This is a genomic window from Acinetobacter sp. Li1LvA2 (assembly GCF_056156705.1).
Map to the genome: position 1 here is coordinate 567459 of NZ_JBSICF010000001.1, position 17275 is coordinate 584733.

The following is a 17275-nucleotide window of genomic DNA, read 5'->3' on the forward strand; positions in this document are numbered from 1 at the left end:
TTCCTAAGATAATTGGATATCAAGTTGTTGCAGTTGCTGCTTTAAAACCTGATAACACTCTACAGACAGAATAGCTTTAACAGGAACAACCCAAATAGGCTGTTTAAATTCTGGATATTTTTCAAGCAATGGCAATAATTTAACCGCATCTTTTTCAGTTGTAATAAGTGGCAGTTCATCATTAAAAATTAAATCATCGATTGAGTAATCATGATGATCACGAAACGCATGTTCTTGAAATTGTTTCAGGCCTAAACCTTTAAGTGTTTGATAAAAACGCTGTGGAAAGCCAATACCCACTACAGCATGATAATTACTTTGAGGATTAAAACCGTGTTCGGCCCTTTGCGAAGGATTGAGTAAATATGGCTGTCCAGTCTCAAGATGCATATTTAATTTTGTAGTTGGTTTATATGTATGTTCAATTACTGTTCCAGTTTCTAAACGCTCAATTGGCTCTCTCAAATATCCTTCAGGTAATAGTTTTTGATTTCCTAAACCTCGATTTTGGTCGAGTACAATCCACTCGATTTGTCGTCCCAATGCCCAATGCTGCAAACCATCATCACTAATAATTAAATCTAGTTGTGTTGATGCTAATAAAAGTTCTATTGCAGCCTGCCTATTAGGACCTACTGCCATTGGTACACTTGTTGATTGAACAATTAATGCAGGCTCATCTCCAACCTGAGTTGCTTGAGCACCCGAAGTAACCAACATTGGAAAAGGACCTGTACCACCATACCCACGGCTAATGACCCCAACTTTGACATTATGCTGTTGTAGATAATTCACCAGTTGTATTAATAATGGAGTTTTTCCACTTCCACCCACGGTAATATTACCAATCACCATGACAGGTACAGGTGGCCTATAAACTCTCTTTAAACCCACAGTATAAAAATTACGATTTAATAGAAACCCAGCACGATACAAACAAGATAATGGACGTAAAGCAATCAACCAACTCGATTGCTTATTCCATGCATTCTGGATCAGCTGGGCCAATGACATGCTTAGTTATCCTCAAAATTACGCTGATGTAATTGATAATAAGCACCATGTTTCTCGAGAAGCTCTTTATGAGTACCTTGCTCAACGATTTGTCCTTGATCCATCACTACAATACGATCAGCATTTTCAATTGTTGATAAACGGTGTGCAATAACGATTGTTGTACGATCTTGCATCGCTTCATCAAATGCTTGCTGAATAAAATGTTCAGATTCATTATCGAGAGCACTTGTAGCTTCATCTAAAATTAGAATTGGAGCATTCTTTAAGATTGCTCGAGCAATTGCAATTCGTTGACGCTGACCACCAGATAGGTTTAAACCTTGTGCGCCTAAAACAGTGTCATAACCGTTTGGCAAATTCATGATGAAGTCATGTGCATAGGCTGCTTTTGCCGCTGCATAGATTTTTTCATCTGATGCACCTTCCAACTGACCATATGCGATATTTTCACGAACAGTACGGTTAAATAATATAACCTGTTGATTTACCATTGCAATTTGCGTACGCAGGCAAGAAAGTTCAATATCATTAATTGGCAAATCATCTAAATAAATTTGTCCACTCGATACTTCTTGGAAACGTACCAACATATTAACTAATGAACTTTTACCAGCTCCTGAACGACCAACCAATGCCACTGTTTGACCTGGGAGAATATCTAAAGAAAAATCTTTAATAGCAGCCACATCATCAGCATAATTTAATGTCACATGATCAAAACGGATTGCCCCATTTAATTTAGGTTTCAATTGACCGTTATTTTGCTCTTCAGGTAAATCTAGTAATTCGAAAACAGAATGAGCTGCTGCTAAACCACGTTGTAACTTTTCATTAACATCAGTCAAGCTTTTAACAGGTTTTGCTAACAGGCCAGCTGCAGTAAGGTAAGCTACAAATTCACCAGCACTTGTATTACCTAAAATCTGAGGTCGTAAAGCTAACCATACAATAAGGGCCATAGCACAAGCCATTACGACCTGAACAACTGGACTATTCAGGTTTTGCACAATCACCATTTTTAAACCACGTTTTAAGTTCTCTTCCGATGACTTATAAAAACGTTTTTGTTCAGATTCTTCACCAGCAAAAGTTTTTACTACAGCATTACCATTAATACTTTCCTGAACAACATGGTTCACATCACCCATTGTATCTTGAACTTGTAACGAAAGCTTTCGCATACGTTTCGAAGCTTTACGTACCAATACACCAATTACTGGTAAAAACACAAAAACGCATAAGGTAAGACGCCAATTGGTATAGAACAGATAGCCTAATAGTCCAATAGTAATCATCCCATCCCTAACAATGGTTCTTAATGATTCCGAAGAAGCAGCTGTTAGCTGTTCAACGTTATACATAATTTTGGCGGTAATATGACCAGATGAATTATCTAAGTAATATTGTGCTGGGAGTTTTAAAAGTTTCGCATAAACTTCCTGACGAATACTAAAAACTAAACTACGGGAAATCACCGCAGTATAGTAACCGCCCATAAATAGGCCTAAGCCGCGGAAGAATACTAATAAAATAATTAATAACGGGAACCAATCCAAATCTGCTCTACTACTGTTTTGGATTGCATCAATAATAAATTTAATCAATTTAGCAACGGAAACTTCTGTTGCTGAGTTAATACCGAACCCGATAAGTACTAATAAGGCCACGCCCCAATAAGGTTTTAAATAGGCTAAGAGACGCGTATAAACCTTAAAATCTTGATTCACTCAGAAAAACCTCTAGAAGGAACTTTGGTACTAATATTGATGTTAACAAAACCGAGTTGTCCTGCCACATCCATAACGCGAATTACATCCTGATGAGACGCTTTGGCATCCGCAGCAATGATGAACATAAAGTCACGGTGCTCTTGAGCAACTTGCTTAATTGCAGTACTCAGATCAGCAACCTCTTTAGATGAAAGCGCTTGACCATTCACAGCATAATGACCAGCAGAGTCTACCACGACTTCAATTTTATGATCGTACTGTTTTGGTGGAACACCTTGTGCATCTGGTAATGTTAAATTGATGCGACTTGGCTGATTAAAAGTGGTCGACAACAATAAAAAAACCAAAATGAATAACAAACAGTCAATCATAGGCGTTAAATTGATATGAATGTCTTCAACTTGAGAACGTTTAAACTTCACTTGGCATCCACCTCTTAACCAACACGGCGGTGTTCAGCTAAAGGCGAAGAGCGCTTATAGAACAATGAAGCATGAAACAAGGTCGATTGCTGTTCTAATTCAGCAATATAATCTTGCACTACTCTTTGGAAATAGCGATAAGCAATTAGAGCAGGAATTGCAATTAACATTCCCACAGCTGTAGTAATTAATGCTTTAGAGATACCAGGGATCATTAAACTTGGACTACCAGCCGATCCAAAATCAATCACAAGAAATGATTCAATAATTCCCACCACAGTGCCAAGCAATCCGAGTAACGGCGCTACAGCACTTAAAGTACCCAAGAAATTAATATTTTTTTCTAAATAGGAAATTTCTTGAGAAGCTGCAACTTCCATTTGCGCACGAGCAAATTGCTCGCCCTGTTCGCGATGCTCAAAGCCTGCTTTTAAAATGTGTCCCAATGCACTATTTTGCACTTCTACATTTTGTTCTAAACTTTCCACTATATCTTCAGCTCTTAAAGAGCTCTTACCGCTTAATGCTTCGGGTAGAACTTGTGAACGTCTTAACCGAACAAAACGTTCAATACTGATCGCAACAGTTAAAATTGAGCATAAAATTAAAGGCAGCATCAACCAGCCACCCGCTCTCACAAGTTCCCACATATGTTCTTCCCCAAGAATATAAAATTAGAAATACATGACCCAACTGCAAATTATTCTGGCAAGCAAATATTTAAAATGCCATCTAACTCATCCAAGGTATGGTAATGAATAACAAGTTTACCTTTACCTTTTTGGTTATGATCAATTTTTACATTAGCGCCAAAACGCTCTGATAATTTCTGTGTCAATTGCTCAATATCTGGTGCTACAGGTGCTTTTTCCTTTTCCTGCTTAGGCTCACTTCTATCACGCACCAATTGCTCTGTTTGACGAACGGACAATCCTTTCTCGATTACAATTTTAGCAACTTCTAATTGATCTTTACCTTTCAAGGTCAAAATTGCTCGAGCATGTCCCATATCGAGCTGCCCTTGCTGCATGAAATCTTTAATATCATCAGCTAAACTCAATAAGCGCAGTAGATTACTGACAGTAGTACGTGCTTTACCAACTGTGTCAGCAATTTCTTGATGACTTAAACCAAATTCATCATGAAAGCGTTGTAGAGCTATTGCTTGATCAATTGGATTTAAATCTTGACGCTGAATGTTTTCGATTAACGCTAATGCAATTGCAACCTGATCATTTAAGTCACGAACAATTGCAGGAATTTCAGTTAAGCCCGCAAGTTGAGCTGCACGCCAACGACGCTCACCCGCAATGATTTCATATGGATGTGTTTCATCATCAACTGGACGGATTACAATAGGCTGCATCACGCCATGTTTTTCAATAGAAGATGCTAACTCTTGTAAATCATGCTCATGAATAAAACGACGTGGTTGATATTCACCACGTTTCAGTAAATTCACATCAATTTGCTTTAACTGTCCGTGGTCTAACGCCTGTGCTTCCAGTTGTAGTTTTTCTTTTTGAATTGAACCAAGTAATGCATCTAAACCACGTCCTTTAGCCAATCCGCGTTTTTTGATGCTCATACTTTACTTCCTTTCTTCACTTTACTTCTCTTTAACATCTCAGCTGCAAGATTTAAGTATGCAACTGCACCTTTAGAACTTTTTTCGAAATAGATAACAGGCAACCCGTGTGCTGGTGCTTCTGCTAAACGAACATTTCGTGGAACAACAGTATCATAAAGTTTTTTACCGAAATATTGCTCTAGTTCTGCAGATACATCACGTGTTAAAGCATTTCGTGCATCGTACATCGTACGTAATACACCAATAATTTCTAAATCAGGATTGAGTGCTTTTTGAATACGATCAATAGTCTGAGTTAAATCAGCCAAACCCTCTAGCGCATAATATTCACATTGCATTGGAATAATTACACTATCTACAGCCGCCAAAGCATTGACAGTAATCAAACTCAAACTTGGAGCACAATCCACAATGATATAATCAAATGAGTTTCTGATTTCATTCAAAGCATTCTTTAGAATGAATTCACGACCTTCCTGCTCTGCGATAGCGAGCTCTACACCTGAAAGCTCTCGATTAGAGCCTAGAACTTTATATCCAACTTCTGCTTTTTGAATGGCTGTTTCAATTGGAACTTCGCCAAGAAGAACATCTGTAATTGAATACAAAAGATCGTTCTTTTGAATACCAGACCCCATCGTAGCATTACCTTGTGAGTCCATATCTACAAGTAATACACGTTTTTTTAATACAGCTAGAGACGCTGCAAGATTTACTGCAGTCGTTGTTTTACCAACACCACCCTTTTGGTTTGCAATCGCAATAATTTGAGCCATGGTAACCTTAATACTTTTTATTTAGATACGTTGAAGTAAAAGTAAATGACGTTGTTCATCAAGTCTTGGTACGCGCAGTTCAATCACTTTACATGAAAAGTCCTGCTTGAGCTGCTCAATTTCCTCAACTGGCACTACACCTTTCATCGCTGCGATTATACTGCTCTGATGAAGGTATGGCTGAGCTGCATCTACAAAGTCCGTTAAAGAAGCAAAAGCTCGACTTGTTATGACGTCAAACTGGCCAAGCTCATCAATTGTATCTTGATTCTCAACACGTGTTTGCACTGCCACAACGTTACTCAATTTAAGATCAGCAATAAATTGCTTCAAAAAACGAATTTTTTTACCATTAGAATCTAAAAGAACACATTGGCGTTGTGGCTGACAAAGAGCAATAATCATGCCAGGCATTCCACCACCTGTACCCACATCAAGCAGTCTACCTTCAGGTAAGTCATTTAAAATACTTAGACTATCCAACAAATGCTTCACTAACATTTCTTTCGGATCACGAATTGCTGTCAGATTATATGCTTTATTCCAAAGTACCAAAGCATCTTGATACTTTAACAATAATGCCAAAGCTTCATCGCTAAGCGATAAACCTAATTTTTGACTACCCTGTTGTAACTCTTGAAAAAACGGATGCATAAACAGATAACATCTAAGTAAAATTTAAAACAAAGTATACCCATTTATGCATCGTGGAACACTAGTTAACGATTAGGGATTACACACTTAATCGTAGAAGCCTTCACGAATTTGCAAATCTAGCTCTAATAAACGCTCAGGCGTTCCCACATCTACCCATGCACCTTTAAGCTTTTCACCAGATATTTTTTGATTGTGCATCGCTTGCTTCAACAGTGGAGCTAAAGGACGTTTACCTGGTTCCAATCCATCAAAAAGCTTAGGATGGATAACAGACACACCACTAAAAGTGAGGTTCTCACCCGTCACATCTTGATCAAATGTAAAAGTGCGTCCATCCAATAATGTAAAGTCGCCTTCAGGATGCTGTTTAGGGTTATCAACCAATACAAGATGTGCTAAATCATCATTTAACTTAATATGGGGTAGAGCTTCAAAATCCATTGTGGTCCATACATCTCCATTCACCAGAATAAACGGATCCGTTCCAAGCAGTGGCAAAGCATTAATAATTCCACCCGCTGTTTCTAGCCCCTCATCCTCTCGTGTCCAACGGATATCTACACCAAATTGAGAGCCGTCTCCTAAACTACCGATGAGCTTATCGGCCAACCATGCAGAATTGATGACAATTTCGGTCACACCAATTTTCTTAAGCTTTTCAATATGCCACACAATTAGCGGCTTACCACCAACCTCAAGCAGAGGCTTTGGTGTATATAGCGTAAGTGGACGCATACGATTACCCAAGCCAGCAGCAAGAATCATTGCTTTCATTATGCTGCCACCTCATAGCTACCATATTTCTCGATAAATTTAGGCATCACTATGTTATTTATAAATAATATAAATTCTTCAAGTTCAGCGTAACCACGGCTTTCTTCGAGTAAATACCACATGACTCGCGGCAAGTCTTTTAAGTATCCAGACTTACCATCACGCTCAAACAAACGAACAAAAATGCCAAGAATTTTAATATGGCGCTGAATAGCCATTAAATCTGCATCACGCTTGAACTGCTCAAAACTGCGGTTCTGCTTGGCAGATTCAGGCAATAAGTCATAAAAGGTTCTAAACCATTGATAAACATGCTCAGCATTCCATTGAACATATGCATCACGTGTAATCGAAATTAAGTCATATGTATCAGCACCAATAACAGCATCTTGGAAGTCGATTACTCCAAGTTCTAGTTCATTTTCAATTTTCATCAGATTACGACTGTGAAAATCTCGGTGTACAATAACTTGCGGTTGGGCTACTGCGGCACGAGCCAAGAACTCAAATGCGTCATCAATCGTTTTTTTCTGCTCAGCAGTCGGCTGAATAGCAAGCGATGGCAACATCCAGTCTGTGAGTAACTGCATTTCCGACATTAATTTTTCGTAGGAATAAGCTGGAAACTGGTTAGTCCCATCAATAGATTGCAATTGAATAAGTTGTTTAAAACTTTGTTCATAGTATTTATCGACTGTTTCATCATTTAATAATGTAGACAACAGCACATCACCAAAATCTTCCAATAACAGAAAACCTTGAGCCAAATCTTTCGCGACGATCTGAGGTACGCGCACACCATGGCCTGCAAAAAATTCGTCAATGGTCACAAACGGAACACAGTCTTCTTTTTCTGGAGGGGCATCCATGAGCATATACGTTTTATTTTGTAACTGGATCCGTGCATAACGTCGGAAGCTTGCATCACCTGCTAAAAAAGCGATCTTAAATTGATCATTTTTAAGAACAGATGTAAGCCATGTATATATCAATTGTTCACGTTGTGTATTCATTTGCAATAAAATCTAAAACAAGCTGAGATTTTTGAAGGGTTAAGTGTAGCCACTTATAAACTTTTTCTCTATGATGCGACAATAATTAATTGTGAATTAGCATACTTGGTTAATGAGACAATGAAGCATCAGTTTAAATTTAATCCTTTAGCGACAGCTATTTTTACGCTCTTATGTGGCTCCATACAATCAAGTTATGCTGAGTCAGCTGATGTTGTCTCCAATATAGACAATAATCAACTTAAAGCGAGCATCAAAGAAGCCTACCCGGGTCAAGAATTCTTTCAGCAGTACTATGTTGATAAATCTGCACCTGAGGCCCAGCTTCGTGACAATAAATATTTAAGCTCGGCATTTTGCCAGGGTACTTGGGTTACACCGATTAACCCACAGACCAAAGCCTTAGATGCTGATAAGACGACTTCTGTCGTTACGGCTAATTATGGACATTATAATCCTGCCGGCGACTCAGTTTTAGAAGGCGATGTTGTTATTGATCAGGAAGGACGCACAGTTCGTGCTGACAAGGTTACGATTGATAAGACCCAAACCTTTGCACACGCACAAGGCCGAGTACAACTCGCTCAAGGCGGGTTACTTTCACAGAGTGACGAAATTAATTACAACCTAAAAAACCAGACTGGTAATTTAGAAAATAGTTTTTATATTTCTGAACAGCAACATGCTCATGGTCACGCAGGGAAAATCGAAAGAACATCACCAAATGTCATGGTTCTTAACGATGCGACCTACTCGACTTGTCCACCGGGTCAAAAACCAGGTTGGAAAATTCAGGCAAATAAAATTGAGTTAAATCAGGAAACTGGACGTGGTACAACCCACGGAACAAAACTATATGTTAAAGATGTTCCTGTTCTAGCAATTCCCTATTTTAACTTCCCAATTGATGATCGCCGCACTACAGGTATTCTTAATCCACAGTTTGGTTTCTCAAACGATGGTGGTGTTGAGCTTTCTGTTCCGGTTTATTTAAACCTTGCACCTAACTATGATCTAACACTTACTCCGCGCTATTTAGCAGACCGCGGTGCAATGTTAAAAGGTGACTTTAGATATTTAACCGATGGCTTTGGTGCGGGTGAGATGTGGGGTGGCATGTTGCCATCTGACAAAGAATATGATGATAAAGATCGTAAAGATTTCCATTTCTTACATAACTGGAATATCAACGATCAATGGTCGACCAATCTAGAGTACAACTACGCTTCAGATAAAGACTATTTCTCAGATTTAGATAGCAGCCCTAACTCTAAAACAGACTTAAACTTACGTAGAGCATGGGAGCTTAACTATCAACACGGTATTCCGGGTTTAAAAGCTCAGCTTAAGGTCGAAGATTTCCAGACACTTGACCCTGACATTGCCGATGTTGATAAGCCTTATGCACGCTTACCACAATTCTTATTGAATTATGTCACGGGTAATCCATTAGGTTTACAATACGAATTTAATAACGATACCGCATACTTCAAGAAATCAATTAATGATGATTCTGCTCAGGAAAGTAGCGGTACACGTATCTACAACCAGTTTGCAACACGCTACAACTACCGTACACCAGCAGCATTTGTAATCCCTGAAGTTTCAGTACGTTCTATTCAAACATTCTACGATAAAGACAGTATCGCATCTCAAGGTCTAGATGGCGGTTCTGAAAATAAATCAGTGGTTGTACCTCAATTCACATTGGATACTGGACTGAATTTTGAACGTGAGGGCAAGTACCTACAAACACTTACCCCTCGTGCGTTTTATGCATATGCTCCATACAAAAACCAAGACAACTATCCAAATTTTGACTCAACTTCAGCATCAGTAAGTTACGATCAATTATTTAACCCTTACCGCTTCTACGGACATGACCGTCTTGAAGACAACAACTTTCTATCACTTGGCGTAAGCTATAGCCTTTTTGACACAGTCGGCTTAGAGCGTTTACGTGCAAGTGTTGGTCAAAGTTATTATTTTGAAGATCGTCGTGTGACATTAAAGCAACAAGATGAGATTGATACTGAAAGTAACACTGGTCCAGTTGTAAGTTTAACAAGCCAGTTAAACCAAAACTTCACCATTGCTGCTAACTCAGCATGGATGTCGAATGGTGACAATGCTCAGCGTGATTTCCAAGTTTATTATACTGGAGATAAAGGAAACCTATATAACTTAGGTTATTTCTACCGTAAAGATATTGCAGGACGTCAAGATACTTACGATCAGGTTGTTGCATCGTTTATACAACCAGTTAAAGATAATTGGCGTATTATGGGCCACGTACAATATGACATGGACAATGATGTTGCCCGCGAGATATTACTAGGGGTTAACTATGAGTCATGTTGCTGGGGCATTTCTGTCTATGGTCGCTCATACTATAACGATCTAGATGATCCAAAATCTCCAGATGTTAGTGAAAAACGTGCCATTATGGCCGAAATTACGCTAAAAGGTTTAGGTGGTTTAAACAATAAACTCGCGTCTTTACTTGAAAATCGCGTTTTAGGTTTTAACAAAATTAATCAATCTTGGACACAACGTTAATGAAGACAAAGCATCTTAAACAGTTTTTTAAAGCAACTACCCTTGCTGCCCTAATCTCTTCATCAATGCATAGTTTTGCCCAACCCGCTGATGAAGTTGTGGCAATTGTGGACAATAGCGTAATTTTAAAAAGTGATCTTCAACAAGGGATGGCTGAAGCCGCTCACGAACTACAAGCACAAAAAAAAGAGGTTCCCCCTCAGCAATATTTACAATTTCAGGTGTTAGATCAACTCATCTTGCGTGAGGCACAACTTGAACAAGTTAAAAAATATGGCATCAAACCTGATGAAAAAAGCTTAAATGAAGCAGTCTTAAAAGTAGCAAGTCAATCTGGAAGTAAAAGTTTAGAAGCTTTCCAGCAAAAGTTGGATGCTATGGCACCAGGAACTTATGAAAGTTTACGTGGCCGAATCGCTGAAGATTTAGCGATTAGCCGTTTGCGCCAACAACAAGTCATGTCCCGTATTAAAATTAGTGACCAAGACGTAGAAAACTTCTTGAAATCACCTCAGGGACAGGCTGCTTTAGGCAACCAAGCACACGTAATTCATATGCGTATTACTGGTGATAATCCGCAGGAAGTTCAATCTGTAGCTCAAGAAGTACGTTCGAAGCTTGCACAAAGTAATGATATAAACGCATTGAAAAAACTTTCAACTGCAAATGTCAAAGTTGAAGGTGCTGACATGGGATTCCGCCCACTTTCAGACATTCCCGCCGAACTTGCAGCCCGTATTACCCCATTACAAGAAGGTCAAACAACCGACTTAATTTCAGTACGTGATGGTGTACATGTTTTAAAACTTATTGAACGCAAACAAAATGAGCAAAAAGCTTTAGTACCTCAATATCAAACTCGCCATATTCTTATTCAACCGTCTGAAGTGGTTAGCCTTGAAAATGCCAAGCAAATTATTGACAACATCTATAAACGCTTAAAAGCTGGCGATGATTTTGCAACTCTTGCAGCGACCTACTCAAATGATACAGGCTCTGCGCGAGATGGCGGCAGCTTAGGTTGGGTTACTCCAGGCATGATGGTGCCTGAATTTGACAAGAAAATGCAGGAAATTCCTGTCGGTGAAGTCAGCGAACCATTCCAAACTCAATTCGGTTGGCACATTTTACAAGTAACTGAAAAACGTGAAAAAGATATGACTCATGAATATCAAGAGCGTATGGCACGTCAAATTTTAGGTGAACGTCAATTTAATACTGAAATCGACAGCTGGTTGCGTGAAGTGCGTGCGAATGCTTATGTAGAAATTAAAGATCCAAGTCTAGACAAAAAGAACTTACAAAAGTAAGTCTTTTGTCTTCATTAAAACCTGCGCTCATCGCAGGTTTTTTTATGAATAAAATTCACTTAATAAAAAACCGGTTATAAATAACCGGTTTTTTTAAATTAAACCCTAACGGGAATTATTTATAACGATCAACCATTTTCTCTAAAGAAATTGGACGAATCTTGTCAGCATTTCCAGCTGTACCAAATGCTTCATAACGATCGATACAAATTTGCTTCATTGTATCGACTGTTTTAGCAAAGTATTTACGTGGATCAAACTCAGATGGATTCTCTGCCAAAAATTGACGAATCGCACCAGTTGAAGCTAAACGTAAATCAGTATCGATGTTGATTTTACGCACACCGTGTTTGATTGCTTCTACAAGCTGCTCAACAGGTACACCATAAGTTTCGCCAATATTACCGCCAAACTCATTGATTACCTTTAACCATTCTTGCGGAACAGAACTCGAACCATGCATTACAAGGTGAGTATTTGGTAATGCCGCATGAATTTCTTTAATGCGGTCAATTGCCAAAATATCTCCTGTAGGTGGACGCGTAAATTTATACGCACCGTGTGAAGTACCAACTGCAATTGCTAGTGCATCAACATTTGTATCAGCAACGAACTGAGTCGCTTCTTCAACAGAAGTTAAAAGTTGTGAGTGGTCTAGCACACCTTCTGCGCCAACACCATCTTCTTCACCAGCCATACCAGTTTCAAGGCTACCTAAACAGCCAATCTCACCTTCGACAGAAACACCACATGCATGCGCTAAAGCAACAACATTACGAGTTACATCAACGTTGTATTCGTAAGATGTAGGGGTTTTACCGTCTACACCTAATGAACCGTCCATCATCACCGAGCTAAAGCCAAGCTGAATTGAACGCTGACAGATATCAGGGCTTGTACCATGATCTTGGTGCATTACCACTGGAATATGTGGCCATTCTTCAATTGCAGCCAAAATAAGATGGCGTAAGAATGGAGCGCCTGCATATTTGCGAGCTCCAGCTGATGCTTGAACAATTACAGGTGAATTGGTTGCATCCGCGGCAAGCATGATTGCGCGCATTTGTTCTAAGTTATTTACGTTAAATGCTGGTACGCCGTAGTTATGTTCAGCAGCGTGATCCAAGAGCTGGCGCATTGAAATGAGTGCCATAATATCCTCCCAGGTAGTGCGGGTTATTCTACCCTTTCATTTATTTCAATTCAGCAACAAATCACAGTATTTCAAAAAAAATCCCCGCATATGCAGGGATTTTTTAACAAAAAACAACAAATTAATGTGTTTCTGAAGCAGCAGCCTCACTTGATGCACTACCTTCAACCACATCAGTATTCTTTTCATCTAAAACTGGCTTATCAATCGCATCAATTGCTGCTTGTTGCTCAGGCGTTACTTTTTCAGAAACAGCAGTAGAAGCTGCTGATTCTTGTCCAGCCTGAGATGCTTCATCTTTCTTAGCACAAGCAGTCAACATCATCGGTACAATTAACACAGCAGCAAATGTAAGCTTTAAATTCATCACTATTGTCCACAGTTGGTGATTTAATGCTCGCTATTTTATTGCAGATATATGACAGTTTAATGACCTATCCATGAAAAAAGGGACTGGCAACCCAACCCCTTCTTCTTTTTAGATAACAGTATTAAGCGCGCTCAATTAAAACCGCAACTGCTGGTAAAGTCTTTCCTTCAACAAACTCAAGGAAGGCACCGCCACCTGTAGAAATATAACCAATTTGATCAGCAACGTTATATTTATCAATCGCAGCTAAAGTATCTCCACCACCAGCAATAGAGAAACCAGCAGATTCAGCAACAGCAAGCGAAAGTGCTTTCGTACCTTCACCAAACTGATCAACTTCAAATACGCCTACAGGACCATTCCAAAGAATCGTTTTTGATGTTGTTAAAATATTTGCAAATGCTTTAGCTGTTTCTGGACCAACATCTAAAATCATGTCGTTTGATGTTACATCTTCTACTTTCTTCACAACTGCTTGCGCTGCTGCTAAAGAACCCAAGAAATCTTCAAAGTTAATTTGCGAAGCATTCGCAACTACCACATCCGTAGGAAGTGGAACACTTACTTTAGCTGCAATTTGTTTTGCAGTTTCAACCAAGTCAGATTCGTATAGTGACTTACCAACATTGAAACCAGCAGCTGCCAAGAATGTATTTGCAATACCACCACCAACGATAAGTTGATCACAAATACTAGAAAGTGAGTTTAGAACATCAAGTTTAGTTGAAACTTTAGAACCTGCAACAATTGCAACCATTGGTTTTTCAGGAGTTTGCATTGCACGGCCTAGTGCATCTAACTCAGCTGCCAATAAAGGGCCAGCTGCTGCTACAGGAGCAAAACGAGCAACACCTTCAGTAGACGCTTCTGCACGGTGAGCAGTACCGAATGCATCCATTACAAATACATCGCATAATGCAGCATATTTTTGTGCAAGCTCTGGATTATTTTTCTTTTCGCCATGGTTAAAGCGTACATTCTCAAGCAATACAACTTGACCAGCTTCAACTTCTACGCCATCTAGGTAATCAGTTAACAATTTAACTTCTTGACCCAATACTTCTGTTAAATAAGCAGCGACTGGTGCAAGTGATTGTTCCGGCTTTGGTTCACCTTCAACAGGACGACCTAGATGTGAAAATACCATCACTGCTGCGCCTTTTTCTAAAGCAGCTTTGATCGTTGGTAATGCTGCACGTAAGCGAGCATCACTAGTAATCACACCATTTTTGACAGGAACGTTTAAATCTTCACGAATAAGGACGCGTTTACCTGTTAAGTTAAGGTCAGTCATACGCTGAAAATTCATGTAAAGCTCTCTTTATGATTTTAAAAACGCGCCAATTTTAAATGATTACATCAAAAAAGGTTAGTTTTTTTGCATAAAAGCTGTAGAAAGCCTGAGTTTTGATTATGATAGAGATAGTCATTTGATATTTCATCCATTATGTCTATTCATCCAGATCCACAAATCAATCGTTTAAATGTTTTAGGGGAACCTTTAGCAAGCTGTTGTTTCGACCCTATTACTGGCTATTTTAGAAATGGTTTCTGCCACACAGCAGTAACAGACCTTGGTCAACATACCGTATGTGCGCAAATGACCTCTGATTTTCTAAATTTTTCACAAAAAATAGGTAATGATCTTATTACCCCGTTACCAGAAGTAGATTTCCCTGGCCTAAAACCCGGTGATTTCTGGTGTATCTGTGTAACCCGCTGGGTAGAAGCATATCAAGCAGGTCAAGCACCTCCTATCAAAATACATGCATGTCACCAAGCTGTATTAAGCTATGTACCTTTAGATGTTTTAATGGAATTTGCAGTGTAATGGTTCAGCCACAAATTATTTTGGCGTCAAGCAGTCAAACACGTAAAGCCTTAATGGATCGCTTAGGGATTAACTATATCTGTGTGAGTCCTGACATTGATGAGAGCCCTCGCAATGAAACCCATGCCGATGAACTTGCGAAAAGGCTAGCTTTCACAAAAGCTCAAGTGGTTGCTGCACAAAACCCACATGCAATTATTATTGGTTCCGATCAAGTCGCATGGCGAGAACACGCTCCTAACGACTTTATTGGTAAACCAATGACCACTGAGAATGCCAAAATACAGTTAGCAGAAAACTCAGGTCGAACTGTCTTCTTTAGTACGGCACTCAGTGTGCAATGGCTTGATGGGAATTTTGAGCAAACGCTTGTTGAACATTATCAAGTTAAATTCCGAACCCTAACTCAAGCTGAAATTGAACGATATATTGCATTAGATCAACCACTCCATTGCGCTGGTAGCTTTAAGTGTGAAAGTTTAGGAATTAGTTTGTTCAAAAAAATGACTGGCCTAGATCAGACGACACTTATGGGTTTACCCATGATTCAACTTTGCCATATTTTAAGGCAGCTTGGTCTACAAATTCCTTAATTTTAGATGTTTTTATAAATAGGTTATTTCCATGACAGAACCTTTAGCAGTTTTAGGCGGTATTACTGCCGAACAATTTTTAGCAGAATATTGGCAGAAAAAACCTTTACTAGTACGTAACGGGTTACCAGAAATTGTAGGTCTTTTAGAACCCCAAGATGTGCAAGAACTTGCTTTGGAAGAACATGCGAGTGCCCGACTCATTCGCCAAAAAGATAAAAATCCAAATGAATGGCACGTCAAGTCTTCACCTTTAACCAAGGGTGATTTTCAAAAGCTCCCAAAACTATGGACGCTTTTAGTACAAGCTGTAGATCATTATTCATTTGATCTGTCTGAACTTTGGAAAAAATTTCCATTTATTCCTCAATGGCGCCGCGATGACATTATGGTCTCCTACGCTCCTAAAGGTGGCTCAGTAGGAAAGCATTTTGATTTTTATGATGTGTTTCTAGTTCAAGGTCATGGACATCGTCGCTGGCAGTTAGGACAAATGTGTGATGCAAATACTTCCTTTGTACCAAATCAACCATTAAAACTCTTGCCAGAAATAGATGTACAATTTGATGAAATTTTGGCACCTGGTGATTTACTATATGTTCCGCCTGGAATGGCACATTATGGCGTTGCTGAAGATGATTGCCTAACGTTCTCATTTGGCTTTCGCATGCCAAACGTTGCAGGGATGATGGAACGTATTAGTGATCAATTTTCAGCTAGCACTTTATTGCAAAATCCTGTTGTCGACATCGCACGCAAACAGATGAGTCAAGTTGGTGAAATTAATGCCTCTGAACTTGGCTACTTAAAAGACTTAGTATTAGCTCAATTACAAGATTCCGCAGCACTTGATGCCGCTATCATGTCTTATATGAGTGAACCTAAATATCCGGATAATATTCCAGAGGCTGATGAAATCGAAGCCGATGACTTGAAGGAAATTTTGCACGAAGGTTACGAGGTTCTTTTAGAGCCAGCCTCTCGACTACTCTATACAGAAAAAAGCGGAAGCCTAAACTTTTGGGGAAATGGTGAAGCGCTATTTATAGTTGAGTCCTTTGAGCAAAAATTAAAAGCAATTGCTAATGGAGAAAGTCTAGCTTTCGATAGCCAATTTAGTGATGATGAAACGCTAGAAAACGTTGCTCACTTGTTAAATGAATCTATCCTGATGCTTTTACCTCCTGCAGAGTAAACGTCTTAATAAAAGTAGACTTTTTCATGAGCGTGGAAAAGTCTACTTTTTAAATTAACAACCTATATTCAAAATAAACTCGATTATTGCTCATTAAATTTATCTGCAAATCCTTAAATAGCGCGTAATCAAAGTTATTAAGCGTAAGAAATCTTGAAATCAAAATTAAAAATAGAAAATCTTATTATTAAAGAAATAGCATACCTCTTACTTACTTTTTCCTTAAAATCTAAACGATACCGTTTAAAAAAATAATATCTTTTTTCTATCAATAACAAACAATA

At 38.9% G+C, this 17275-nt stretch carries 17 protein-coding genes; 5 read left to right on the forward strand and 12 right to left on the reverse strand.

The window, feature by feature from the left end; translation table 11 throughout:
* Positions 1-3 precede the first annotated feature (3 nt).
* The 9 genes from lpxK to ACS604_RS02635 all read right to left on the reverse strand — a co-directional run bounded on the left by lpxK (position 4) and on the right by ACS604_RS02635 (position 7980).
* Positions 4-1014 (reverse strand): tetraacyldisaccharide 4'-kinase, encoded by a 1011-nt coding sequence (lpxK, locus tag ACS604_RS02595; RefSeq protein WP_474769879.1) that lies wholly within the window; start codon positions 1012-1014, stop codon positions 4-6.
* Between the two features lie 2 nt (positions 1015-1016).
* Entirely contained in the window at positions 1017-2744 is a 1728-nt protein-coding gene (gene msbA / locus ACS604_RS02600; protein ID WP_174728425.1) for a lipid A export permease/ATP-binding protein MsbA, read from the reverse strand.
* Positions 2741-3169, reverse strand: coding sequence for an ExbD/TolR family protein (locus ACS604_RS02605; RefSeq protein ID WP_004642621.1), 429 nt, complete (start codon positions 3167-3169; stop codon positions 2741-2743). Before ACS604_RS02605 ends, msbA begins: the two co-directional genes overlap by 4 nt.
* Before the next feature lie 14 nt (positions 3170-3183).
* Positions 3184-3819 carry a MotA/TolQ/ExbB proton channel family protein gene (locus ACS604_RS02610; RefSeq protein WP_174739156.1) on the reverse strand — a complete coding sequence of 212 codons (636 nt, stop codon included), beginning with the start codon at positions 3817-3819 and terminating at the stop codon, positions 3184-3186.
* 50 nt (positions 3820-3869) lie between these two features.
* Complete coding sequence (locus ACS604_RS02615; protein ID WP_005304694.1) at positions 3870-4757, reverse strand: ParB/RepB/Spo0J family partition protein; 888 nt, start codon at positions 4755-4757, stop codon at positions 3870-3872.
* Positions 4754-5536 (reverse strand): ParA family protein, encoded by a 783-nt coding sequence (locus tag ACS604_RS02620; RefSeq protein ID WP_003651453.1) that lies wholly within the window; start codon positions 5534-5536, stop codon positions 4754-4756. Before ACS604_RS02620 ends, ACS604_RS02615 begins: the two co-directional genes overlap by 4 nt.
* A 21-nt stretch (positions 5537-5557) precedes the next feature.
* Complete coding sequence (gene rsmG / locus ACS604_RS02625; protein WP_003651451.1) at positions 5558-6190, reverse strand: 16S rRNA (guanine(527)-N(7))-methyltransferase RsmG; 633 nt, start codon at positions 6188-6190, stop codon at positions 5558-5560.
* Between the two features lie 87 nt (positions 6191-6277).
* The gene (gene murU, locus ACS604_RS02630; protein ID WP_174739159.1) at positions 6278-6967 is read right to left on the reverse strand and encodes an N-acetylmuramate alpha-1-phosphate uridylyltransferase MurU; all 690 of its coding nucleotides are present in this window, start codon (positions 6965-6967) and stop codon (positions 6278-6280) included.
* Positions 6967-7980, reverse strand: coding sequence for an aminoglycoside phosphotransferase family protein (locus ACS604_RS02635; protein ID WP_474769884.1), 1014 nt, complete (start codon positions 7978-7980; stop codon positions 6967-6969). Before ACS604_RS02635 ends, murU begins: the two co-directional genes overlap by 1 nt.
* 120 nt (positions 7981-8100) lie before the next feature.
* Between ACS604_RS02635 and ACS604_RS02640 the strand changes: the two genes are divergently transcribed.
* Together ACS604_RS02640 and ACS604_RS02645 are read left to right on the forward strand one after the other, a co-directional pair.
* Positions 8101-10539, forward strand: coding sequence for an LPS-assembly protein LptD (locus tag ACS604_RS02640; protein ID WP_004792757.1), 2439 nt, complete (start codon positions 8101-8103; stop codon positions 10537-10539).
* Positions 10539-11849 (forward strand): peptidylprolyl isomerase, encoded by a 1311-nt coding sequence (locus ACS604_RS02645; RefSeq protein WP_174728437.1) that lies wholly within the window; start codon positions 10539-10541, stop codon positions 11847-11849. Before ACS604_RS02640 ends, ACS604_RS02645 begins: the two co-directional genes overlap by 1 nt.
* Positions 11850-11964: 115 nt before the next feature.
* Here ACS604_RS02645 and fba read toward each other — a convergent pair whose 3' ends face one another.
* The 3 genes from fba to ACS604_RS02660 all read right to left on the reverse strand — a co-directional run bounded on the left by fba (position 11965) and on the right by ACS604_RS02660 (position 14681).
* Entirely contained in the window at positions 11965-13002 is a 1038-nt protein-coding gene (fba, locus tag ACS604_RS02650; RefSeq protein WP_005304678.1) for a class II fructose-bisphosphate aldolase, read from the reverse strand.
* 121 nt (positions 13003-13123) lie between these two features.
* Complete coding sequence (locus ACS604_RS02655) at positions 13124-13369, reverse strand: hypothetical protein (RefSeq protein ID WP_013198094.1); 246 nt, start codon at positions 13367-13369, stop codon at positions 13124-13126.
* 124 nt (positions 13370-13493) lie between these two features.
* A complete protein-coding gene (locus ACS604_RS02660; protein ID WP_312822394.1) occupies positions 13494-14681 on the reverse strand; it encodes a phosphoglycerate kinase in 1188 nt (395 codons plus the stop codon).
* Positions 14682-14819: 138 nt separating this feature from the next.
* On the opposite strand from ACS604_RS02660, the gene ACS604_RS02665 reads away from it, so the two are divergent.
* From ACS604_RS02665 to ACS604_RS02675, 3 genes are read left to right on the forward strand one after another with little or no spacing between them, the layout of a single operon-like run.
* A complete protein-coding gene (locus ACS604_RS02665; protein WP_003651438.1) occupies positions 14820-15203 on the forward strand; it encodes a DUF2237 family protein in 384 nt (127 codons plus the stop codon).
* Positions 15203-15796 (forward strand): Maf family protein, encoded by a 594-nt coding sequence (locus tag ACS604_RS02670; protein ID WP_174728443.1) that lies wholly within the window; start codon positions 15203-15205, stop codon positions 15794-15796. The genes ACS604_RS02665 and ACS604_RS02670 overlap by 1 nt, the downstream gene beginning before the upstream one ends.
* Positions 15797-15827: 31 nt before the next feature.
* Positions 15828-16991 (forward strand): JmjC domain-containing protein, encoded by a 1164-nt coding sequence (locus ACS604_RS02675; protein WP_312822398.1) that lies wholly within the window; start codon positions 15828-15830, stop codon positions 16989-16991.
* The last annotated feature ends 284 nt before the right edge of the window (positions 16992-17275 follow it).

Bases quoted from the DNA above. Each gene is read 5' to 3' on its own strand.
- ACS604_RS02615 (WP_005304694.1), bottom strand. From the start codon at position 4,757: ATGAGCATCAAAAAACGCGGATTGGCTAAAGGACGTGGTTTAGATGCA.
- ACS604_RS02610 (WP_174739156.1), bottom strand. From the start codon at position 3,819: ATGTGGGAACTTGTGAGAGCGGGTGGCTGGTTGATGCTGCCTTTAATT.
- murU (WP_174739159.1), bottom strand. From the start codon at position 6,967: ATGAAAGCAATGATTCTTGCTGCTGGCTTGGGTAATCGTATGCGTCCA.
- rsmG (WP_003651451.1), bottom strand. From the start codon at position 6,190: ATGCATCCGTTTTTTCAAGAGTTACAACAGGGTAGTCAAAAATTAGGT.
- fba (WP_005304678.1), bottom strand. From the start codon at position 13,002: ATGGCACTCATTTCAATGCGCCAGCTCTTGGATCACGCTGCTGAACAT.
- ACS604_RS02655 (WP_013198094.1), bottom strand. From the start codon at position 13,369: ATGAATTTAAAGCTTACATTTGCTGCTGTGTTAATTGTACCGATGATG.
- ACS604_RS02635 (WP_474769884.1), bottom strand. From the start codon at position 7,980: ATGAATACACAACGTGAACAATTGATATATACATGGCTTACATCTGTT.
- ACS604_RS02620 (WP_003651453.1), bottom strand. From the start codon at position 5,536: ATGGCTCAAATTATTGCGATTGCAAACCAAAAGGGTGGTGTTGGTAAA.
- ACS604_RS02670 (WP_174728443.1), top strand. From the start codon at position 15,203: ATGGTTCAGCCACAAATTATTTTGGCGTCAAGCAGTCAAACACGTAAA.
- ACS604_RS02645 (WP_174728437.1), top strand. From the start codon at position 10,539: ATGAAGACAAAGCATCTTAAACAGTTTTTTAAAGCAACTACCCTTGCT.
- ACS604_RS02675 (WP_312822398.1), top strand. From the start codon at position 15,828: ATGACAGAACCTTTAGCAGTTTTAGGCGGTATTACTGCCGAACAATTT.
- ACS604_RS02665 (WP_003651438.1), top strand. From the start codon at position 14,820: ATGTCTATTCATCCAGATCCACAAATCAATCGTTTAAATGTTTTAGGG.
- lpxK (WP_474769879.1), bottom strand. From the start codon at position 1,014: ATGTCATTGGCCCAGCTGATCCAGAATGCATGGAATAAGCAATCGAGT.
- ACS604_RS02660 (WP_312822394.1), bottom strand. From the start codon at position 14,681: ATGAATTTTCAGCGTATGACTGACCTTAACTTAACAGGTAAACGCGTC.
- ACS604_RS02640 (WP_004792757.1), top strand. From the start codon at position 8,101: ATGAAGCATCAGTTTAAATTTAATCCTTTAGCGACAGCTATTTTTACG.